The organism is Litoribaculum gwangyangense, from assembly GCF_039543505.1.
GTDB classification, from domain to species: Bacteria; Bacteroidota; Bacteroidia; order Flavobacteriales; family Flavobacteriaceae; genus Litoribaculum; species Litoribaculum gwangyangense.
The window spans coordinates 50376-72088 of sequence record NZ_BAABJW010000003.1 but is presented as its reverse complement, the minus strand read 5'-3'; the positions used below and the strand labels follow the sequence as shown (position 1 = coordinate 72088).

Here is a 21713-nt window from a genome sequence, read left to right as displayed (position 1 = left end):
TTTATAAAATATATTTAGAGCTTGAGTGAAATAATTAAACAGCTTTCAAAGCCTAAAGTTACGATTATTGAGATTTTTATCATTTGAATTGCGCATTTTTTTATTTAGAATTACTTTTGCATAAATAATACTGATGTACAAATTATTACTTCGTCCTTTATTTTTTTTATTCGATCCCGAAAAAATTCATCATTTTACCTTTTCATTAATAAAAATAACTTCAAAAATCCCAGGGTTTTCAGCGTTATTTAGAAGTATTTATGTTGTTGAAGACAAGAAATTAGAACGAAACTTATTAGGATTAACCTTTAAAAATCCTGTAGGTTTAGCCGCTGGTTTCGATAAAAATGCCGTGTTATATAATGAATTGGCAAATTTTGGTTTTGGTTTTATTGAAATAGGAACTGTAACCCCAAAAGGGCAAGCGGGAAATCCTAAAAAGAGATTATTTAGATTAAAAGAGGACCAAGGTATTATTAATCGAATGGGTTTTAACAATGAAGGTTTAGAAGCTGCCATAAAACAACTTAAAAAAAATAAAGGAAAGGTTATCATTGGTGGCAATATTGGAAAAAACACATCGACAAAACCTGAAGATTATACCAGAGATTACCTAGAATGTTTTAATGCTTTGCATCCATACGTAGATTATTTTGTGCTTAATGTAAGTTGCCCAAATGTTAGTAGTCATGCCAAATTAAATGATAAAGATTATTTGGAAGAATTGATTAGTGCAGTTCAAACTGCTAACAAGACTTTTGAAAAGCAAAAACCAATTTTACTAAAAATAGCGCCCGATTTAAATGACAATCAGCTTGATGAAATTGTGGAGCTAGTAAAAGAGACCAGGTTAGATGGAGTAATTGCTAGTAATACTTCTACAAATAGAAGTAGTTTGAAGGCATCTGAAGAACTACTTAAAGAAATAGGTAATGGTGGTTTAAGTGGACAGCCCATAAAAGATAAGAGTACACGTGTTATCAAATACCTTTCTGATAAAAGTCAAAAGTCCTTTCCAATAATTGGGGTTGGTGGTATACACTCTGCGAACGATGCTTTAGAAAAAATAGAAGCTGGAGCTGATTTAGTGCAGATTTACACTGGATTTATTTACGAAGGACCTAGTTTAGTGAAAAAAATAAACCAAGCGTTGTTGAAAAGATAACTACTTTATAAACTTCTTAACAACTTTAGTATTTGAATCATTTAGTATTAAAAGATAGGATCCAGAAGATAAATGATTAACATTTATTTCACCATTTGAGATGATGCCGTTAGACAGTGTTTGCCCTTGAAAATTGGCAATTTGATAATAAACAGGCTCCGATTCAAGTACAACAGATTTTAAGTGAATTTTACCATTTGAAACCGGATTTGGATAAATTTTTACTTTAGCTAATTTATCTATTGCAAAATAGTCATCAGAGAAGTCAGATCTTAGCTTATCTCCCATAGATTTGTAGTACGCATAAATTCTAGTAAATTGTTGTTCAGTAAAATTACTTCTACAAGATTTTCTGGAATAAGACATTATGTTTTTTGTGTCAGGTTCGTAAACATCCCCATGAGCATCGGTTAAATTTCCGATATAATTACAATTATTATCTATAGTATCATATGATAATTTAGGATCTGCTGGAGTGTCACAAATACCATCGCCATCGGTATCGCAATTACTTCCATCAACAAATTCGCTTGTTAATTTTGTATTACTAGCACCATGCGTATGTATTAGAGAAAAGAAATGTCCCATTTCATGAGCCAATGAAGAATCATTGACAGAGCAACTATTTTTCATGATAATGATGTTAACTTTTTGCTCTACATAACCACAAATGCTCTCACCTAAAGCGTTTTCAATAGAATCAATGAAATATATATTGATTGTATTAGGAACGTAATTAGCTGTAATTAAACTTTTCTCATTGCCCTTCCTAAAATTTGAAAGCTCGTTATTATCAATGTAGTTGATGCCCTCAAATAAAAAGAATTTCATAAAAGCTTGTGCATAGATTTCATTAAGATTTGCTATGGCAACTTCCAGGTTCTTTTCTGTAAGTCCAGTTGAACCGTCCTCAGACCTGATGATGTGTGCTTTAATAGGAATGTAGTTCAAGTCTTTTTTTGAGTTTTTCGTCTTATTGGATTTTGCCAATTTAAAATCTTGCTCAAAAACAGATAATTGATTTTTAATGCTATTGTAATATTCAATAAACTTTTCAGAAGTTGTTGTACTACAGACTTGAGATTCGTTTTGAGATAAGATACTGCTACTAAACGATAAAATTATCGAAAAGAGGATTAATTTGATGTTGAAATCGAGTAGTTTCACTTGGGACAAAACATTTTAACAAATGTAATGGCAAAGGCTCTCCTCAAAGAAAAAAAACGTTAAAGGCTGAAAAAAATCGATTAATGTGAAAAAATGTAATTTTTGAATTAATAAATTACTATTTTCTCAATTTTCTTTCTCTCCTTATTAACTTTTAAATTTAGTAAATAAACCCCTTTATTTAAGTCGATTAAATCCATTTCTATGAAAGATAATTTGCTTTTGACATTAATTTCTTTTACCCTTTTTCCTAAAATTGTATAAACTTCAATACTACTTAATTCAATATTTAAAAGATTATAAATGGTAACATGACCATTTGTTGGGTTAGGATAAATTTTAACGTTTTCAATAGTTTCAATATTATTATTGTTTAAAGTTGAAGAATTCAAAGTAAAAGTAATGGTAGCCATTTTATTCCCATTTACTGGGAAACCTGAAATCATGGTTATAGCTTCTCTCGGATTCGTTACAGAATTTGGAGAATTATAGTCTACACCACTATCCGTTCCAGCATCATAGGCGTAAACATCTAGTGTGAAAGTATCTTTCCAGCCATTATTAACCAAATCATTCCCCGATCTTAAGTTTAAACTGTTTATGGCGATAAACCAATCAGGACTTGGAGCCACCATAGAGACTAATGTTATAAGAGGAAAATCTTCGCTCACAGTTACACTATTGATGGAGGCATTACTATTGTTTCCAGCAAAAGGAGAAAAATCTTGTTGTAAATACTGATTGGCCTTACCCGCATTGATGGCAGAATTTATTTCATTCATAAAGTTTGAGGTATTTCCAGTTTCAGCAATATTTTTAATGCCATTGGAGATAGGAGCTATAACTCCAAATTCCAATATATCGTTAATATTTTTATGAGTTGCCCCAGCTAAAGGAGACCAGTGAGCACCATTTGGAACAGATGTATGGTCTGTAGGATTCCAAATGGTAGTTAAGGAAATATCATAATTTGCAGAACTTTGGGAAAATGAAATCGCGCAGAAAAACAAGCTTATAGTAATTGATAAAATAATTTTTTTCATGTTAAATTATTAAGTACAAGTATTCTGCCGCATTAGTTAACAAATCCTTACAGGTTAAATGTTAAAACTTCCATCGAGTATTATCAGCTTAATTAAATTAGTGGTATTTTTATCGTCCTAATTTTTATTCATGTCTGAAGATATAAAAATTATCGAATGTCCGCGCGATGCCATGCAGGGAATTAAACAGTTTATCCCAACAGAGCAAAAGGTTCAATACATTCAATCGCTATTGCGAGTAGGATTTGATACCATAGATTTTGGGAGCTTTGTATCTCCGAAGGCGATACCACAAATGGTGGATACTGCTGAGGTATTATCAAGACTAGATTTAACCAAAACATCTAGTAAGCTCTTAGCCATAATTGCCAATGTGCGAGGTGCTGAGGATGCATCCCAATATGGAGAAATCAACTATTTGGGATATCCGTTTTCCATATCGGAGAACTTCCAAATGCGTAATACACACAAAACTATTGCCCAATCTGTTGATACACTTTCTGAGATTTTGGAAATAGCCAATACATCAAATAAGGAAGTGGTGGTTTATATTTCTATGGGATTTGGAAATCCTTATGGAGACCCATGGAATGTTGATATAGTAGGTGAGTGGACTGAAAAATTGGCTAGTATGGGGGTTAAAATATTGTCTTTAAGTGATACAGTTGGTACATCGAACCCACAAAACATAGATTACTTGTTTTCAAATTTAATTCCTAAATATCCAAAGATTGAATTTGGTGCTCATTTGCACACTACACCAAGTACTTGGTTCGAAAAAGTAGATGCAGCCTACAAAGCGGGTTGTAATCGCTTTGATGGTGCCATTCAAGGTTTTGGTGGTTGCCCTATGGCAAAAGATGAACTCACAGGCAATATGCCAACAGAAAAGTTACTTTCATACTTTACTTCTAAGGGCAAAAATAATTTGAATGCCTTAAGTTTTGAAAGTGCCCATAATGAGGCTTCCAAGATTTTTAATAAATATCATTAATAATAAAGAGTCACCATTTTAATTAGTGACTCTTTATTTTAAGGGTTTAAATATTCCTAAAATCTTAACTCTAAACCTGCATAGGCACCAAATGGATGGCCAGGTCTCAGTCCTGCAGGAACTCTTGATACAGCATAAGTTTCATCTAAAAGATTGATGACATTTCCTGTAAGACTAAAATTTTTATTTACATGGTATTTTCCAGCGAAATCTATAATAAAGTTAGATGTTACTCCATTTAAATCGGTTATGGTTTCCGTTCCAGCTAGGGTTCTAAAAGCCCCGTTATACCTCCCATTCAGGTTTAGTTCAAATTTAGAATGTTCTAATGAAATGGATGTATTGAACTGATGTTTTGCAATATATGGTAATTCATCACCAGCAGTTACCTCACCCCACAAATCATCGCTACTTCCAAAGTTGTTTAAAAATTCAGTATCCGTAAAGGTGTAACCAAAGGTTATAGGTAATGAAAATTTACTGTTATTTTCAAGCAGATCATAATTTAAAAGCAGCTCAATACCTTTTACAGATACTTCTCCTGCATTAAATTGATCTAAAGATCCAGTGCCGCCTGTAGCTGCTAAATCACTTCCTAACAGATTGCTGTAATCATTGTAAAATGCTACGAACTCACCTCTAAGCCCTTTTAAGTTAAACCTGGAACCTAGTTCATAATTGATGCTCTCTTCTGCTTTTTGACCTGGCTCATTTCCTGGAGGAGAAAAACCTTTATGAACTCCACCATAAATAGATGTATTTGAATTTAATTTGTAATTAAAGCCTATTCCAGGGATAAAAATATCTACACTATTTTCTCTGGACGAAAGATTATTTCCACTTCTACTTGGATCGTTAGTTCCAAAATTATCTCTAGAAAGCGTAATGTTTTCATAACGAATTCCGGGGGTAACGGTTAAATTGTTGTATGTTAATTTATATAAAAAAGAACCTGCAAAAGCCTTTGCACTACTTATTCTATTGGCATCACCACCTCTCGTTCCATTGGATGTTAAGTTCATCACACCATCAATTATGTTGTATCCATCAACCCACTGATAGCGATCCTCTTCATCATAATGATAACGTAATCCTATTTCTATATCATGAAAAATATTAGTTCCAGACCAATGATAATCAAATTTAGTTTGGATACCTTTTGAAACGTAATCTCGGTTGTTTGCTTTCACTAAAAGGGCATCATTACCAGAATTAGTGGAGCCGTTAACAATACTCATGTAATCTAAATAATTATCAGGAGTGTCAACTATGGAGGCAATACCTACTTTATTACCGTTGAAAACAATGTCATTTAATTTATACCAATTTCTAGAAAAACCATTATAATAGGCGTTCGTTGTAATTTGAAATTGACTGTTGAATTCCAATTTGTGGGTTGCCATAAATTGAATGTGATCATTGGTCATTTTATCTTCCTGGGAACTGGCATACCTGTTGAAAGGATTGGCTTCAAAATCATTTTGGGTAAGACCTAAATAAGTTTCGTTAGAAACTTCATCAGAATATTGAAATTTGAGCGATAACGCTTGTTTGATTGCCGCATTTGCACTAGAGTTAATTCTAAATTTAGCTACAAAATCATTTTTATCAAAACCTGTATTGCTACCATCTGCTAAATTTTTAAAACCATCAGAATTCATATTTAAATACTCTACAAGATATCCAAAAGTTTCTTTGCTATCTCCAATTTTAATATGTGTTTGCCCTGTATTGAAGCTACCATAGCTGCTTCTAAGGGCACCTTTGAATGAATCCGGTATCTGGGTACTAACTAAGTTTATGGCACCACCTGTGGTAAACGGACCATACTGTATTTGACTACTACCTTTTAAAACCTCAACGGCTTGCATTCTAGCTATGGATGGGAAATAATAGGCAGCAGGAGAACTATAAGGTGCGGGCGCGATTAGTACGCCATCTTCCATGATGGATATTTTAGCACTACGTTCAGGTGAAGTACCTCTTAAACTTATATTTGGACGTAGTCCAAAACCATCTTCTTCATAGATGTTAACACCAGGAACAGTTCTTAAAACCCTGTTGATATCTGTATAATTGAATTTCTCTAATTCTTTAGGTGAAATGTAGTAAGAAGACCCAGTTCTATTTTTTGCTTCATATTTACTCCCAAATATGACTTGTGCATTTATTAAAACCTGGTCAAGTTTTGTAATGGAATCGTTTTTAGTTTCTTTTTTTGTTTCTTGGGCATTAGAAATTCCTAATATCAGTAGGAAAAATAAGGAGATTCTGGTTTTCATTTTATTTAGACTGATTAAAAATAGTTAATTTTACGGGTGCAAATTTAGGGATGAATTTTACTTTTTACAAAGTTTATTTAGAATAAATAAAAATAAAATTTACAATAAATTGATATTCAACATTTTCGAAACAATATTTTTTTTAACAAATAATCTAGTTTAAAAATTTTGTGACCTCCTCAGATGTTGAATTTTCAAATCATATAATTAGGGTATCTCATATATGTTCTAAATAATAGCACTAAAACTTAGATTTTAGTTGTATATTTGCACGCAATTATAACTGTAATTGCATCATGATCGCACATCAAAATAAAATTCTAGGAGAGGGTTTAACCTACGACGATGTTCTTCTAGTTCCGGCATTTTCTGAGGTTCTTCCTCGCGAAGTCAATATTCAAACGAAATTTACAAGAAATATTACCATCAATGTGCCTATTATTTCGGCAGCTATGGATACCGTTACCGAAAGTAAAATGGCTATAGCTATGGCTCAAGAAGGCGGTATAGGGGTCTTACATAAAAACATGACGATTGAAGCACAAGCCTTGAAAGTGAGACGTGTAAAGCGTGCTGAGAGCGGTATGATCATAGACCCTGTAATCTTGTCTCTAGATGCTAAAGTTAAAGATGCTAAACGGGCCATGGCAGAGCATAGTATTGGAGGTATTCCCATTGTTGATGAAACAGGTACTTTGAAAGGGATTGTAACCAATCGAGATTTACGTTTTGAGCATGATAACAAACGTTCCATTACAGAAGTTATGACCAGTGAGAATTTAGTCACTGCAGCGGTTGGAACCTCTTTACAAGATGCTGAAAGTATTTTGCAAGAACATAAAATTGAAAAATTACTGATTGTTGATGACAACTATAAATTATCAGGATTAATTACGTTCCGTGATATTACCAAATTAAAACTGAAGCCTAATGCTAACAAAGATGCTTATGGGCGTTTACGTGTGGCGGCAGCCATTGGGGTAACTGCTGATGCCATTGATAGGGCCGAAGCACTCGTAAATGCGGGCGTTGATGCCGTGGTAATTGATACCGCCCATGGACATACCAAGGGTGTAGTTTCTGTATTGAAAGATATAAAAGCAAAGTTTCCAAAATTGGAAGTTGTGGTGGGTAATATTGCTACTGGTGCTGCAGCTAAATACTTAGTTGAGGCAGGTGCTGATGCGGTTAAGGTAGGTATAGGTCCTGGCTCTATTTGTACTACACGCGTGGTGGCGGGTGTTGGTTTTCCTCAGTTTTCTGCAGTTTTAGAAGTAGCTGCAGCCATTAAAGGTTCTGGTGTTCCAGTAATTGCCGATGGAGGTATTCGTTATACAGGTGATATACCTAAGGCCATTGCCGCTGGTGCAGATACGGTTATGTTAGGTTCATTGTTAGCGGGTACTAAAGAATCTCCAGGTGAAACCATTATTTATGAAGGCCGAAAGTTTAAATCTTATCGTGGAATGGGATCTGTGGAAGCTATGAAAGAAGGAAGTAAAGATCGTTATTTTCAAGATGTTGAAGACGATATTAAAAAACTGGTTCCTGAAGGCATTGTAGGTCGTGTGCCATATAAAGGTGATTTATACGAAAGTATCCATCAATTCATTGGCGGTTTACGTGCAGGAATGGGCTATTGTGGTGCCAAAGATATTGCTAATCTAAAGGAAATTGGGCAATTCGTTAAAATTACAGCCAGTGGCATAAACGAAAGTCATCCTCATGATGTTACGATTACTAATGAATCGCCTAATTATTCAAGGTAGAAGTATATTTAGATTAAAAAAAGGATTTCATAGTCTAGAAGTTTTTTCTCTTATAACTGCATGAAAACCAAAATGCTTTAAGGTTCATCTAATTTTAAATCATATAAATGATTGAGATCGTTTTTTTTTCAGTTTGATTTCATTTTTATGAATAATATCCCTTCATTTTTTATATCATAAAATAATACCCTTTCAAGTTAATGAAAGGGTATTATTTGAAAAAAATTATTGAACGGTAACAGAAAAAGTCCCTTCAATATCAGTTTCACCCCCTGCATTTGTAATATCACCTTCAGCTACACCAGCAGCAGTTTTATTTGGTTCATGTCGCAGAGTAATGGTCATATTGCCTGAGCCAGTATTAGCTGTGGTGGTAAATGTAAATTCCAATCCTAACGGATTTCCATTTCCATCGGTATCCCTATAGGCAAAACTTCCTATATTATTTGTGACTTCAAAGAAAAATTGATGTTCATTACTTTCCTCCTCAATTTCTGTATTTTTAAGTTCTGCTGGAGATTCTGTTTCATTTAACAGCGTTAAGTTTCCGTTATAAACTGTATTAACAGCCAAAGGACCTGATACTGTTATGGTAGGTGCATTCGGACCATCACCATCTAAATCTCTGGTTTGGAGAGTTACGGCTGTGCCTCCTCCAACAGGGGTTAAAACAGCTGTTAAAGTAGTAATAACCTCTTCTTCATTTACAGGGATTGGAATGTCATCGTTGGAGCATCCTAAAAATACAAGGGTTGATAAAAATAAGATTGATAATTTTTTGATTGTTTTCATTGTTATTTTTTTAAATACGTTAATAATTTAATTTTAATTGTAACATCAAATTTCTTCCTAGGTCATCGGCAAAATAACGTAGTCTGTTTAGATATTCTCTGTAAGAAACATTTAAAATATTAGTTATGTTTAAACCTATATTTAGGTTTGTTTTGTTTGATAAATCAATGGTAATATCACTTTGAAAATGTAAAAGATGATACGCTGGTGGCGGTGAACTCACATCCACTAATACCATTTCTTGCGTTCTTGGTATAAACACTTCAAAGTTGTTGTTTGGAAAATCGTTTTGTCTTAATACCAATTCGCTTTGCAATTCCGAATTAAAGTTTAACCATTTTTTATTTGCATATCCTAAAATATTAACTGTTTTGAATGATGGGATATCGATTAAAGCTTGTTCTCTGCTGATATCTCTACCTTTTATAAAGGATGATTTGTTATTAAATGACCATTGCTCATTAATTTTATAATTGGCTGTGATATCTATTCCAAACAAGGCTGCATTGGTTTGCTTATTAATCCATACCGGAAAAGCACCCCGAATGGTTTGTTCGGTGCCTATTGGTTCAATTAAAATATAGTTGTTGATATGATTGTAAAAGGCTTCAAGATTTATTGAAAAAGGTCCTTTTTTGTATTGATGCGTTCCAGAAACTCTATTCGACGTTTCTTTTTGAATACGTAAATTACCCAATTCAATTCTTGCTGCAGAATGATGTAACCCATCACTAAATAATTCAGAAGGATTTGGTGCTCTATTAGATAATCCATAATTAAAGATGAAAGAGTTATGGTCATCTGTTTTAAAGGAAATTCCAGCAGAGCCAGACATGTTGTGATAATCAAAAACAGGATTCGTAAGTAACTGGGAACCCAAATCTTCAATCACCAGATTTCCAAAGTCTTCATCATAAACACGTTCCAGCCAACGACTGGTTTGATAGAATTTTTTTGCATCAATACGATTAAAATCATAACGGAAGCCAAAATCTAAATTGATTTTTTCATTTAATCTCAACCCCGAAATGGCAAAAACACCTAAATCATATTTGTCGTAATCAGGTATTAAGCGTCGTACACCGGTATCGGGATTTGCAAAATTATTTTGATAAGCAGCATTAACTCCAAATTCATAGGTAGTGTTACTTTTTGAATCTAGTTTTACACTTGTTCTAATAGAATGCGTTTTTAAAGTAAGGTCTATAGCCGCTTTATTTCTGTCATTGCCAACACGAACATCGTATTCAAAACGTTGATTATTTTGAAAATCATATTGAACGTCAACACGTCCAAACTTTTTATAACGCTTGTAAAATTCTGCTTTTACAATTTGATGCGTTACATCTTGGCGTGGTGAGTTGATATCGTAACTAAAATCCTCAACGACCAAAGGTTGTTGGCTGTTGATGGCGTTTACTAAATCCTCAATATTTCCAATGTGAGACGACCTTAAAATGGCAATCTCATTATTTAAATAGCTGTAATAAACGTTAAAACCTTGTTCAAATTTTTTAAATCCAGCATTCATAGAGAAGCCTAGAGAGCTCAATCCAGTATTGGTTAAATTGTAATTTGATGTTTCGAAATCACCAAAACGTTTTCTGGATACTTGTGCGCCAACATACCAACCTTCTTGGTAGGTTTTGGTTAAAGATGAATTCAAACTATAACCTCTACCATTGTTTTGACCACTAATAATTGTCTTTCCGTAAAGCGAGTCATTTAAACTAATACTAGATGGTTTTAATACAATAACACCTCCCATAGCATCGCCGCCAAAAGCCAAGGCGTTAGCCCCTTTAATAACGTTGATGCTTCCTGCTGCATTCAAGTCAATATTTGGAGCGTGTTCAATACCCCATTCTTGGTCCTGTAAACGAACCCCATTGGTCATTACTACAATTCTACTACTATGCAAACCATTAATTACAGGCTTAACTATGGAGTTCCCAGTATTGATAGATGATACACCACTAATTTGCTTTAAAGCATCTCCAAGGCTATAGGCACTATAGCGCTCAATAGCTTGACTTTTAAGAAGTGATTCCTGAGATGTTTTGGTTAATTTATAACTGGAAGTTCCTTCAACTTTAACTTCATGGAGTTCCTCAATATGATGTTCTAAATTAATTTCAAGAAAAGTGTCCCCATTTATTAATACATCCAAACGTTTGGTTTCACATCCCAAATGGGAGACAACAATGGTTAATTTACCATCACAGATATTATCAATAGAAAATTTTCCATTGATATCTGTAGTGGTATATTTATCAAGATTTTCAAGGTAAATGGCGGCCGCTATTATGGGTGTGCCATCATGAAAATCATGAACTTCTCCAAAAAATTTAGAATTGCAATTTTGACTATTAACTAGCTGTAATAAACAACAAGTTATAATCAATACATAGTATTTCATAGTAAAGAATTTTAGTTTAAAATATGATATTAAACTAAAATTGGTGGACCTCGAAGCGAAAACGATAATTGCCGATGATTATGAAAATACTTGTATGTTAAAAAGGTTTTTTTATTAAATACTAATGGAGGAATAAATTGGCAACTGCTAAAGTGAAAAAAGTAATGATTGTTAAGTTGAAATTTATGGAACTCACAATCTAAATCCACTTTATGAATGTGTGTTGTATGGCCACTTTTACAAACTTGGTGCTGATGGTGAGAAAATATGTGGGTAAACTTGATGGCCGTTGGAACCAAAAGCGAGGCAACTAAAAAAAGAGTTGTAATTTTAAATGCGATATGTTCCTTGATTTTAATCAATTGTCCAAATAACGTTTAAAACCTAATCTAGCTAACATCTTTTTTTCAAAATTCCAGAAAAATTTATGCTGTCCTAAAAGCCAGCCAAAAAATACTAAGAGGAATTGGTACATAGTAAATAACAGAATAATACGAATGAACCAATAAATAAATGTGCCAAAACTCTCTTTTGTTATATTTAAATAACTCAAAATGGGCTTTCCTATATAAGATGCCGTGGAACCTGTGATGGCAAAAACTATTAAAATGACAACAATTTGCCAATTGTTTTCTATACCCCAACGTTCTTTTAATTTTTCCAAAAATAAAATTTTATGCAAAAATAAGGAAAACAATTTTAAATTCGAGGTACCCAAGGGCCTAACCTTTGATTGTATTTTAGTTGGAAGTAAATAAAATAATTGAATAGCTTATAATTTACTTCATAGCCATAATCAATATTAGGTTGATAGTCAATTTGTAATTCATATAAGTTTTGGTTGTAGCGTTGAGGTTGAAGCACACGTTGGTTCCATTCAATTACGTACTGGTAATTTCTTGTTTCTAGGTAATTTTGTGAGTAGTAGCCCTCTGGTCTTGCAGTACTTTGTAACCAGAAGTTGAAACCAGGTTCTATGATGATGATTTCATACTCTAAGTCCTCATTGGCTATTGTAACTGTATCATTTTCTTTAATGTTTTCTAAACGTTCATCCTTTGGTGAAGGAGCGGTTCTTGAGGTATTACAATTAAAAGCCAAAATTGTTATGAATAACAGGTGTATAATATTTTTCATCTCTTTGAATTTATATATGTTTCAAAAGTGTAGTTTAAAAAATCTTTTAAAATAGATAATGAGTTAACCTTGTTTTTCAAAGAGCTAACGTATACTTAAAGTTACAAAAACCAATGCTTAGTAAATTCTTTTTAAGAATCTTTAACAAAAAAGGCTAAACAACGTTTAGCCTTTTTAATGTATATGATATATGTGTAATTTATTTGCCAAAAAGGCCTCCAAGTAAACCACCAAGTCCGCCTTTCTTTTTATTTCCGCCTAATACCATGCCAGCTACATCATCAATAACGCTGCCATCACCATCGGCATCTAAAATTGATTCTAAAAAGCTTTGTTCATTTTTTGGTGAACTTCCTCCTATCAAACCTCCTAATAGGCTTTCAATTCCGCTTGGGTTACTTACATTTTGTTGTCTGGTTTGTTTACCTAAGATACCCATTAATATAGGAGCGGCAACTTTTAAAATTTGAGCTACCGAATCTGCATCCATTCCCGCTTTGGCGCCCAAAGTATTTTCAACTTGACTTTGTTTTCCTGCCAGCACATGCCCCAATATTTTACTGCCATCTTCCAAAACATTAGAATCTACACCACCACCAAATAAACCTCCTAAATCATCAAGGATGCTTCCATCGTGTTTGTTGCTTAAAGCACTCATTAAGCCCTCAGCACCTTGCGGGGTGGCCGCGTTACGTTTCATAGCTTGCATCAAAACGGGTAAAGCCATAGTTAGAACGTCCTGTGTTTTGTTTTGTGGTTGTTTGGTTTGATTAGAAACCCCGTTAATGATGGTTTTTCCTAAATCGCTGTTTAATAAATCTAAAATTCCAGACATGATTATGTTGTTTTAATTTTTTAAAAAATGAATTTCAATGTAAGAAAAAATCCCAACAATTTTGTTAGGATTTCTTGTAAATTATTGATTTTAAATACTTATCCTAAAATACTGATGATTTGTGACGCCAATTCAGTTCCAATCCTGTCTTGAGCTTCATTGGTGGCTGCACCGGTATGTGGTGTTAAGGATAATGCAGAATTCATTAAAAGTTGCATTTCTGGTTTGGGTTCTTTTTCAAAAACATCCAATGCGGCACCAGCTACTTTACCGCTTTCAATGGCTTTTACAAGTGCAACTTCATTAACTACGCCACCCCGAGCTGCATTAGCCAAAATAACACCATCTTTCATCATTTTGAATTCAGCTTCATCAATAACATAGTCTTTTTGAGCAGGAACGTGCAATGTAATAAAGTCAGCCTGTTTTAAAACGTCTTCTTTAGAAATGGTTTTGATATTGAAGTTTACTTTTTGACCATCAAAAAAGTCTAACTCCAAATTAACTTCATCTAAAAAAGGGTCAAAAGCAATAACTTTCATACCCGCACCCAAAGCTACTTTAGCAGTAGCTTGACCAATGCGACCAAAACCTAATACGCCAAGTGTTTTTCCTTTTAATTCAACACCTTTTGCATACGCTTTTTTTAATTTCCCAAAATTAGTGTCGCCCTCTAATGGCATATCTCTGTTGGAATTGTGTAAAAAACGTGCTAATCCATAAAAATGACCAAAAACCAATTCGGCCACTGAGTGTGATGATGCCGCTGGTGTATTAATGACATGTATGCCTTTTGATTTGGCATAATCCACATCAATATTATCCATGCCAACACCCCCACGACCAATAATTTTTAATCCTGGGCAGGCGTCGATTAAATCTTTACGAACGGTTGTTGCACTACGAACCAATAAAACCGCAATGTCTTTTTCGTTTATATAATTTATTAATTGTTCTTGTGCTACGGTTGTTGTTATAACTTCATATCCGCCTTTTTCTAAAGCCTCTATACCGCTTTTTGAAATACCATCATTTGCTAATACTTTCATTGTTTAAGTTAAAAGTTAAAAGTTAAAAGTTAAAAGTTAAAAGTTAAAAGTTAAAAGTTAAAAGTTAAAAGTTCTTAGAACTTTAATAATCCAACTTTAAGTTAATTTTTTATTTGTTTTGTCATTACGAAACTTTGAAAAAGTTGTGGCAATCTATTTAATAAGGTTCCTTTACTTTGTTCGGAATGACGATTTGATTTATGCTTTACTTTCCAATTCGCTCATCACTTCAACCAAGGCTTTAACGCTTTCAATAGGTAAGGCATTGTACATGGATGCTCTATAACCACCCACGCTTCTATGACCATTTAAACCACTTATACCAGCTTCCTTAAGCATGGTTTCGAAGGTTTCTTTTAAATTTTCATTTTTAAGTGTGAAGGTTGCATTCATGATAGAACGGTCTTCTTTGGTAGCGAAACCATTGAACAATGGGTTTAAATCTATCTCGGAATACATCAAGCGTGCTTTTTTCTCGTTCATTTCCTCTATTTTAGCTACACCACCTAAATTTTTAATCCATTCCAAAGTTAGCATGGAGGTGTAAACTGCAAAAACGGGCGGTGTGTTATACATACTGCCATTTTCTATGTGCAATTTATAATCCATAATGTAAGGGATTTTACGAGATACTTTCCCTAGAATATCTTCTCTTACCACCACAAGGGTCGTTCCTGCAGGCCCCATGTTTTTTTGAGCCCCCGCATAGATTAAATCAAATTTTGAAAAATCCAATACGCGGGAAAATATATCACTACTCATATCGCAAACCATTGGTATGGGCGAATTTGGGAAGGATTTTATTTGGGTACCAAAAATGGTATTGTTTGATGTACAGTGAAAATAATCGTAGTCCTCAGGAATATCATAGCCTTTCGGGATGTAATTAAAGTTTGCGGCTTCAGAGGAAGCCACTTCATATATATCATCTAATAATTTTGCTTCTTTTATGGCCTTTTTACTCCAAGTACCGGTGTTTAAATAGCCTGCTCTTTTTTCAAGTAAGTTCAAGGCTACCATTAAAAATTGGGTACTGGCACCCCCTTGAAGAAATAGTGCTTTATAACCTTTACCTTCAAGTCCTAAAAGTTCTAAAACGAGTGCTCTGGCTTTTTCCATCACATCCACAAAGGGCTTGCTTCTATGTGAAATTTCCAAGAGCGATAAGCCCCCGTTGTTGAAATCCATCACTGCTTCCGATGCTTTTAATAAGACTTCTTGAGGTAAAATACTAGGTCCTGCACTAAAATTATGTTTTTTCATTTCGAAGTAAAATTTAAGGTGTAAAGTTGCTAATTAATTAGGTATTTCATATTAAAAATTCAATAATTTTTTCATCAAATTGCTAACAAAAATTCAACAGAATTAACACTATCCGCATAATCCCAAAGTTTCGGTTTTTGGGTCGCTCCAAAAGCAATTTCATTTTCAATAAAACCATTGGAAACGATGCACTGAATTAGTTCTTTATCGGTTTTTAACTTTTCTTTTAATTCATTTTTATCGTCATAAAATTCATAAAACAACGTCGCAATGGGCGATGCATAGCTTTCATCTTCTTTTATCATGAAAAAACCATTTTCCAATATGTCGAACTCACTCATTAAATACACTGCTTTATTATAATCGTAGTTATTAGCATATTTTGCTTTTTCAATAATGGGATGCCAATGGTACATGGCTTCAAAAAAAGTATCAAAGCTATAGCCCTTTGGAACAAACAGTTTAGATACGTTGCGGCATCCCAAACCATAATAGCGAAAAATATCTTCCGATAGGTTTATTAATTCCTCATGGGTTTCATTACCTGATAAAACGGCTACTGAATTTCGGTTGTTTCTGATAATGGCAGGTTTGCCCCTGAAATAGTACTCAAAGTAGCGTGCGGTATTGTTACTTCCTGTGGCAATAACCGCATCAAAGTCTTCAAGTTTCTCTTCAGTAAAGCCTATTTTCCCCTTGAAATTAGGTTCTACATGCTCCAGATATTTGGCTAAATAGGGTAGTAAATGTTTGTCGTTTGAGGATTGTTTTACCAAAACCTCATGCCCGGTGATAAGCACTGTTAAAAAATCATGAAAACCCACCAAAGGAATGTTTCCAGCCATGATAATGGCCACTTTTTTGGGCTGAATATTTTCTAAATTATACGATTGTAACCAAGTGTTTAGGTTTGCTTTGGTGAGCGATTCTGACCATCCTTGGAGTGCAAACCTCATGTTTTCAGGAGTAAACCAACCGTTGTGCTCTTCGGCGAGTTTTAATTGGTGTTTAAAGCCATCAAAAAACAAATCGTTGCATTCAATATTCTCGTGTTTTTGGATATTGACATTAGAAAATTGCCCTAAAAACGCTCCTAATTTTACAAAAGCGTTAATTCTTTGTTGTAATTGCATTCTAATTTGGTTATGAATGGTTTTGGCTTTATTTTTGCGATTGCAAAGTTAGAAAGAAAAAAACGCTATGGCAATTATAATAACAGATGAATGTATAAATTGTGGTGCTTGCGAACCCGAGTGCCCAAACACCGCCATCTATGAAGGTGCCGACGATTGGAGATATAAAGACGGCACCAGTTTAAAAGGTAAGGTGGTATTAACCAATGGTGAGGAAGTGGATGCCGATGAGGCCCAAGAACCTATAAGTGATGAGGTTTACTACATTGTACCCGATAAATGTACAGAATGTAAAGGTTTTCATGATGAGCCACAATGTGCGGCGGTATGCCCTGTAGATTGTTGTGTGCCTGACGATAACCATGTAGAAACCGAAGAAGAGCTGTTGGCAAAACAACGGTTTATGCACCCTGAAGAGTAATGAAAAATTGACAATTAGTAATTGAGAATTAACAAGAAACCCTGAGCTATGCTTGGGGTTTTTTGTTTATATCTTTTGCTTGATAATGCTATTATTGTATTTATTTTCTGATAAGAAATTCCTAACTTCGCTTATCGGAGGATATAAAATCATTAAAACGGATTCATATCCTAATACGATAAGCGAATCACCAAAAAATCACTCCTTAACCTCAAACGCTTTCATTTCTTGGGTAGCTTCCAAGGTGTCTTCGTTTTCCCAAGTGGATTTTTCAAATTTGTTTAATACCTTATAAGGTGCCACTTTTTCTTGTTTTATGGCTTTAAAATCCTCAAGGGTTAATACGCTGTTTTGGGTGATAAGCAATTCTTCTTTTTCCTTGGCATCGCCTTCAAAGGTGAAGTCAAAACTTACCTTGTTTTTGGCACTGCTGTTTTCAATAAACTTTAAGCCACGGCTTATATAAAAGTAACTTCCTGTATGGCGTTTTACATACTTGGGTTGGTAGATATTATTGCTATTTTTTTCAAACAGAATAGTGCCTTCACTGAGGTTTTCAATATATTTTACGCCTATAAGAAGTTTTAGATTGAGCTTGTCGCCATGTCTGTTTTTATAGTAATTATAATCTACTTTGGTAATGGCGTAGGTGTCATCACTAATAAAAAAGGTGCCAGTGTATTTGGCTTTGCCACGTCTGGGTTCAAAGTGTATCATATAGGTTAACTCTGAATTGTTATAGGTAATGCCTTGATAGGTGTATTCGTATAAATTGGCATCTAAGAGTTTGTTTAAAAAGGAGTTGTCGTAAAACTGGGCGCGTCGTAACAAGGATTTTGCCTGACTGTTTAAATGTTTTAACGTAAACTCTTCTTTCGGGTTGTTATCTTTAAAATCTTCGTCTTTTAGAGATAGCGAATCTTCAATTTTAAAAATTCCCGTTTTTAATTTATAGGTTTTGGTGGTATCTAAATAGGTAAGGACAATTTTTTTTGCTTTTTCTTCCACGTCTTCCATAGAAAAATCGTTTTTATAGTCCACCAATTTGGTGGCTTTAACTACTGTTAGTTTGCTACTGTCTTTGGTTAAGTTGTAAAACTCGCCTTTAAAATCGGTAAAGTGTTTGATATCGCTTTCACTTATTTTTTTAGATAGGGCGTTTAAATCGGCATTGGCTTGTTCTAAATTTTTTTTACCAAAGTGTGAGGCTTTATCAATTTCAAAGGTTAATTCACCAAAATCCACATAATTGGTGGTTCTGTGAAAAATGTTGTATTGATAAAGATTGGTGTTGTAATTGGTTGTAATATTCGCTTTAACTCGCGCTATGATAGAATCGGCATTAGGTTTTTTATTGCTAATAAACACTTCATTTAGTTGGTTTATGGCTTCGCTAAGGGCAATTACAAAATTGGTCTTTTCAATGTCTTCAATAGATAAGGTTTTACTTTGGTAACCCAAGCACGAAATACTAACTGTTTTTAAATTACCCTCATCCGTGTTTAAGGTAAAATAGCCTTCTTCGTTGGAGATAATTCCAGAAAATTCACCTGTTTTTATGGTTGCATACGGAATGGGTTTTTTAGTGTTTGTATCAATTAATCTGGCTGTAACACTTTGTGCGAAACCTGAAAATTGGCATAGACATATACCAATAAGTAAATAAAGATATTTCATACGTGATGGTTTATATGAACTCAACGATTCATGTTTTGATATGTTACAGAAGCATCGCTTTACTCTTAAATTTTTCTTAGGTTTGTTGCTAAACTACAAAAATGACAGGAGAAAAAAACTTAGCTAAGTTGATTCGTGAAATGAACCCAAAGCTTCATGGGGGTAACTATGTTTTTGTTTCGGTAACCGATGTAAGTTTTATAAACAGGGCTGATATTTTATGTGAGTTTAAAGAACCGGAAGGCATTACCCTAGTAATGGAACAAAAAAAGGCCGATGAATTTAAATTTGATTATGATTTTGTAGCTTCATGGATTACGCTTATGGTGCACTCATCATTGGATGCAGTGGGTTTAACAGCACTATTTTCATCAGCGTTAGCAAAGCATAACATAAGTTGTAATGTGATAGCGGGCTACTATCATGACCACTTGTTTGTAAATGCGAAAGATGCCGAAAAGGCCATGAGCGTTTTACTAAGGTTATCAAAAAAATAAGTCGCCTAAAAAAGACTCTTTAGACGACTTATTATAATTCAATAAAACGTTTTAATCATTGATAGTGATTGTAAAAGAATCGTCAATGATGATGAATCCCAATGCCACCGGGTATAATTGAAATTCAATAGTTTCTGCACCTTCACTAATACCATCGTCTATAATAGTAATAAAATCGGTAATCAAATTTTGAAGACTGGTAGTCGCATCATAGTTATATATATAACCATCTTGTAGTAAAAAAGGACTAAAATCTTGTATGAACATAAAATTATAGTTACCAGTATCATTGTCCCAGTCATAATTATTAAGTACAAAATCTTCACCTTCAGTGGCCGTACCACCCGTGATTCTCATGCCTAATTGTCCAGAGATAGGATCATCATAAACATAACTACCTTCCCAGAAATCAGATTTACCTTCTATTAAATTTTGTTGTAAAATGGTAAATGTGACATCACTACCTTCAGTAACCGTAATATTATCTTCAACGACTTCTGCTAGGGTGGTATTCGCTAATGGTGTATTGGGTATACTATCATCTTGGTCGCAAGACAGTAATACCATGCCAAAAACTAGTGCTAATATGTATTTGGTTTGGATTAAATTTTTCATAAGGTTATTTTTTTTAGTTAACATCCCAGAATATTTTAGAGTTAAATGCATCACTTCTTGATTGACTAATAACATTGTCTGAATTACCTGAATATTCTGATGCAGGATATAATAATCGTACAGGAATATTAGGATCAGTAGAGTTAGCTGGTAAAGGTAAATTGGCTGGATAACCAGTTCGGTTATACTCAATCCACAACTCTGCTCCAGACACACTTGTAAGTGCAATCCACTTTTGGGTTATAATCGCGCCTAAAGCATCACCACCATTAAAGCCTAAATTGGCATCCGCATCGGTATTGGTAATGTAGGCAGAAGCATCACCTGCTCCAAGTGTGTCAAAAGAGGCTTGAACTCCCATATTGAACATAGTTTGTGCGTTGCCACTTAAATACCCTCTTTCTATAGCCTCCGCTTGTAGAAAATAACTTTCTGAAGCAAGCATAATTGGTAAATCGGCATCAGGACCTTTTAAAATACCATCACCAATACCAGAGGAACTGCCACCACCATTTTGTTCGGTACCAGCAGCGCCGTCCCAAATTAAATTTAATCTAGGGTCACCACTCATTAGGTTAACGGCAAAAAGTGAAGGGCCTGTTTGTCTTCCTTGATTTGTTTCAACACCCGCAGGTGTAAAACCGTAAACTTCCCAAAAAGGATTTTGTCTATCATCCGTATCAGCGTAACCTGGATTAATCGTAACATCTTCAGTGATGAATGTAGCGCTATTAAGTTCCGCAAATTCACTATTTACCTTGGACAGTAGCGTAGCATCACCTTCAGCCTTTAAAATTAAACGCACAAGTAAACGTAGTTTTACGGTATTGGCAAAAGCTACCCATTGATCCATATCGCCATTGAACGTGATATCTGAATTGCCAAAAGATTCAGAACTAGCATCTATCAAGCTTACAGCTTCATCTATCGAATCAATTAAGCTGAGGTAAATGTCCTGTGCATCATCATATTTTGGAAACAAATTATCTGTTCCATCAAATGCTTCCGTGTAAGGTGCATTACCATATAAATCTACAATGTATTGAAAATAAAAGGCTTTAAGTATTTTTGCCGCTGCTTTTTGATTTCCCCAATTTTTGCCATCTTCATATTTTTCAATGGTTGCAAAATTTGAGACATACCGAAATAAATCATCCCAAATATCATCATAGAATGTAGAAGAAAATTGGTATCGACTTTCAGGTCCGTAAGCATCATTAAAAGCTTGATAGTTTCCAGACCATGCTACGGCCATCCAGTTGCCTATTCTATTAACTCTATTGGTATAAGTTTCAGCACTTAATGCTTGCGCTCCAACGATTAATTGGTTTGGATTAAGTTCATCTAAATTCGGATTGTCAATGCTGTCATTAACATCTAAATAACTGTCGCACGAGGTGGCACCTAAAATAAGTATTAAAAATGCCAATATTTTATGAATCTGTTTCATTTGTA

The 21713-nt window shown here is 34.2% G+C and carries 19 protein-coding genes; 5 read left to right on the top strand and 14 right to left on the bottom strand.

Annotated features, from left to right (window positions below; translation table 11 throughout):
• Window positions 1-133: 133 nt before the first annotated feature.
• On the top strand, window positions 134-1165 hold the full coding sequence (locus ABD963_RS09830; protein WP_345276797.1) for a quinone-dependent dihydroorotate dehydrogenase: 1032 nt from the start codon (window positions 134-136) through the stop codon (window positions 1163-1165).
• Here ABD963_RS09830 and ABD963_RS09825 read toward each other — a convergent pair whose 3' ends face one another.
• Both ABD963_RS09825 and ABD963_RS09820 read right to left on the bottom strand, forming a co-directional pair.
• Window positions 1166-2332: a T9SS type A sorting domain-containing protein gene (locus ABD963_RS09825; protein WP_345276796.1), complete on the bottom strand. Its 1167-nt coding sequence runs from the start codon at window positions 2330-2332 to the stop codon at window positions 1166-1168.
• A 107-nt stretch (window positions 2333-2439) separates the two neighbouring features.
• Window positions 2440-3375, bottom strand: coding sequence for a T9SS type A sorting domain-containing protein (locus tag ABD963_RS09820; RefSeq protein WP_345276795.1), 936 nt, complete (start codon window positions 3373-3375; stop codon window positions 2440-2442).
• A 130-nt stretch (window positions 3376-3505) separates the two neighbouring features.
• Here ABD963_RS09820 and ABD963_RS09815 point away from each other — a divergent pair, with 130 nt between their 5' ends.
• The gene (locus tag ABD963_RS09815; RefSeq protein WP_345276794.1) at window positions 3506-4369 is read left to right on the top strand and encodes a hydroxymethylglutaryl-CoA lyase; all 864 of its coding nucleotides are present in this window, start codon (window positions 3506-3508) and stop codon (window positions 4367-4369) included.
• A 56-nt stretch (window positions 4370-4425) separates the two neighbouring features.
• Here ABD963_RS09815 and ABD963_RS09810 read toward each other — a convergent pair whose 3' ends face one another.
• Window positions 4426-6651, bottom strand: coding sequence for a TonB-dependent receptor family protein (locus ABD963_RS09810; RefSeq protein WP_345276793.1), 2226 nt, complete (start codon window positions 6649-6651; stop codon window positions 4426-4428).
• A gap of 296 nt (window positions 6652-6947) precedes the next feature.
• Between ABD963_RS09810 and guaB the strand changes: the two genes are divergently transcribed.
• Window positions 6948-8420 carry an IMP dehydrogenase gene (gene guaB, locus ABD963_RS09805; RefSeq protein WP_345276792.1) on the top strand — a complete coding sequence of 491 codons (1473 nt, stop codon included), beginning with the start codon at window positions 6948-6950 and terminating at the stop codon, window positions 8418-8420.
• 225 nt (window positions 8421-8645) lie between these two features.
• Here the strand turns inward: guaB and ABD963_RS09800 are convergent, their stop codons facing one another.
• From ABD963_RS09800 to ABD963_RS09765, 8 genes are all read right to left on the bottom strand, one after another.
• Window positions 8646-9212 carry a type 1 periplasmic binding fold superfamily protein gene (locus ABD963_RS09800; RefSeq protein WP_345276791.1) on the bottom strand — a complete coding sequence of 189 codons (567 nt, stop codon included), beginning with the start codon at window positions 9210-9212 and terminating at the stop codon, window positions 8646-8648.
• A gap of 19 nt (window positions 9213-9231) precedes the next feature.
• Window positions 9232-11631: a TonB-dependent receptor gene (locus tag ABD963_RS09795; RefSeq protein ID WP_345276790.1), complete on the bottom strand. Its 2400-nt coding sequence runs from the start codon at window positions 11629-11631 to the stop codon at window positions 9232-9234.
• A 358-nt stretch (window positions 11632-11989) separates the two neighbouring features.
• Window positions 11990-12295 carry a DUF6787 family protein gene (locus ABD963_RS09790; RefSeq protein WP_345276789.1) on the bottom strand — a complete coding sequence of 102 codons (306 nt, stop codon included), beginning with the start codon at window positions 12293-12295 and terminating at the stop codon, window positions 11990-11992.
• Between the two features lie 35 nt (window positions 12296-12330).
• Entirely contained in the window at window positions 12331-12768 is a 438-nt protein-coding gene (locus ABD963_RS09785) for a DUF6146 family protein (RefSeq protein WP_345276788.1), read from the bottom strand.
• Between the two features lie 199 nt (window positions 12769-12967).
• Complete coding sequence (locus tag ABD963_RS09780; protein ID WP_345276787.1) at window positions 12968-13603, bottom strand: DUF937 domain-containing protein; 636 nt, start codon at window positions 13601-13603, stop codon at window positions 12968-12970.
• 98 nt (window positions 13604-13701) lie between these two features.
• Window positions 13702-14652 carry a D-2-hydroxyacid dehydrogenase gene (locus ABD963_RS09775; protein ID WP_345276786.1) on the bottom strand — a complete coding sequence of 317 codons (951 nt, stop codon included), beginning with the start codon at window positions 14650-14652 and terminating at the stop codon, window positions 13702-13704.
• A 198-nt stretch (window positions 14653-14850) separates the two neighbouring features.
• Entirely contained in the window at window positions 14851-15915 is a 1065-nt protein-coding gene (gene serC / locus ABD963_RS09770; protein WP_345276785.1) for a 3-phosphoserine/phosphohydroxythreonine transaminase, read from the bottom strand.
• A 74-nt stretch (window positions 15916-15989) separates the two neighbouring features.
• A complete protein-coding gene (locus tag ABD963_RS09765; protein WP_345276784.1) occupies window positions 15990-17048 on the bottom strand; it encodes an acyl-CoA reductase in 1059 nt (352 codons plus the stop codon).
• Between the two features lie 67 nt (window positions 17049-17115).
• Here ABD963_RS09765 and ABD963_RS09760 point away from each other — a divergent pair, with 67 nt between their 5' ends.
• Window positions 17116-17469 carry a 4Fe-4S dicluster domain-containing protein gene (locus ABD963_RS09760; protein ID WP_345276783.1) on the top strand — a complete coding sequence of 118 codons (354 nt, stop codon included), beginning with the start codon at window positions 17116-17118 and terminating at the stop codon, window positions 17467-17469.
• 198 nt (window positions 17470-17667) lie between these two features.
• On the opposite strand, the gene ABD963_RS09755 is transcribed toward ABD963_RS09760, so the two are convergent.
• The gene (locus ABD963_RS09755) at window positions 17668-19146 is read right to left on the bottom strand and encodes a carboxypeptidase-like regulatory domain-containing protein (RefSeq protein ID WP_345276782.1); all 1479 of its coding nucleotides are present in this window, start codon (window positions 19144-19146) and stop codon (window positions 17668-17670) included.
• 101 nt (window positions 19147-19247) lie between these two features.
• Here ABD963_RS09755 and ABD963_RS09750 point away from each other — a divergent pair, with 101 nt between their 5' ends.
• Window positions 19248-19643: an ACT domain-containing protein gene (locus ABD963_RS09750; RefSeq protein WP_345276781.1), complete on the top strand. Its 396-nt coding sequence runs from the start codon at window positions 19248-19250 to the stop codon at window positions 19641-19643.
• A gap of 51 nt (window positions 19644-19694) precedes the next feature.
• Here the strand turns inward: ABD963_RS09750 and ABD963_RS09745 are convergent, their stop codons facing one another.
• Both ABD963_RS09745 and ABD963_RS09740 read right to left on the bottom strand, forming a co-directional pair.
• Window positions 19695-20258: a hypothetical protein gene (locus tag ABD963_RS09745; RefSeq protein ID WP_345276780.1), complete on the bottom strand. Its 564-nt coding sequence runs from the start codon at window positions 20256-20258 to the stop codon at window positions 19695-19697.
• A gap of 13 nt (window positions 20259-20271) precedes the next feature.
• On the bottom strand, window positions 20272-21708 hold the full coding sequence (locus ABD963_RS09740; RefSeq protein ID WP_345276779.1) for a SusD/RagB family nutrient-binding outer membrane lipoprotein: 1437 nt from the start codon (window positions 21706-21708) through the stop codon (window positions 20272-20274).
• Window positions 21709-21713 lie beyond the last annotated feature (5 nt).

Bases quoted from the DNA above. Each gene is read 5' to 3' on its own strand.
- ABD963_RS09815 (WP_345276794.1), top strand. From the start codon at position 3,506: ATGTCTGAAGATATAAAAATTATCGAATGTCCGCGCGATGCCATGCAG.
- ABD963_RS09795 (WP_345276790.1), bottom strand. From the start codon at position 11,631: ATGAAATACTATGTATTGATTATAACTTGTTGTTTATTACAGCTAGTT.
- ABD963_RS09775 (WP_345276786.1), bottom strand. From the start codon at position 14,652: ATGAAAGTATTAGCAAATGATGGTATTTCAAAAAGCGGTATAGAGGCT.
- ABD963_RS09760 (WP_345276783.1), top strand. From the start codon at position 17,116: ATGGCAATTATAATAACAGATGAATGTATAAATTGTGGTGCTTGCGAA.
- serC (WP_345276785.1), bottom strand. From the start codon at position 15,915: ATGAAAAAACATAATTTTAGTGCAGGACCTAGTATTTTACCTCAAGAA.
- ABD963_RS09755 (WP_345276782.1), bottom strand. From the start codon at position 19,146: ATGAAATATCTTTATTTACTTATTGGTATATGTCTATGCCAATTTTCA.
- ABD963_RS09800 (WP_345276791.1), bottom strand. From the start codon at position 9,212: ATGAAAACAATCAAAAAATTATCAATCTTATTTTTATCAACCCTTGTA.
- ABD963_RS09750 (WP_345276781.1), top strand. From the start codon at position 19,248: ATGACAGGAGAAAAAAACTTAGCTAAGTTGATTCGTGAAATGAACCCA.
- guaB (WP_345276792.1), top strand. From the start codon at position 6,948: ATGATCGCACATCAAAATAAAATTCTAGGAGAGGGTTTAACCTACGAC.
- ABD963_RS09765 (WP_345276784.1), bottom strand. From the start codon at position 17,048: ATGCAATTACAACAAAGAATTAACGCTTTTGTAAAATTAGGAGCGTTT.
- ABD963_RS09810 (WP_345276793.1), bottom strand. From the start codon at position 6,651: ATGAAAACCAGAATCTCCTTATTTTTCCTACTGATATTAGGAATTTCT.
- ABD963_RS09785 (WP_345276788.1), bottom strand. From the start codon at position 12,768: ATGAAAAATATTATACACCTGTTATTCATAACAATTTTGGCTTTTAAT.
- ABD963_RS09745 (WP_345276780.1), bottom strand. From the start codon at position 20,258: ATGAAAAATTTAATCCAAACCAAATACATATTAGCACTAGTTTTTGGC.
- ABD963_RS09780 (WP_345276787.1), bottom strand. From the start codon at position 13,603: ATGTCTGGAATTTTAGATTTATTAAACAGCGATTTAGGAAAAACCATC.
- ABD963_RS09820 (WP_345276795.1), bottom strand. From the start codon at position 3,375: ATGAAAAAAATTATTTTATCAATTACTATAAGCTTGTTTTTCTGCGCG.
- ABD963_RS09830 (WP_345276797.1), top strand. From the start codon at position 134: ATGTACAAATTATTACTTCGTCCTTTATTTTTTTTATTCGATCCCGAA.
- ABD963_RS09740 (WP_345276779.1), bottom strand. From the start codon at position 21,708: ATGAAACAGATTCATAAAATATTGGCATTTTTAATACTTATTTTAGGT.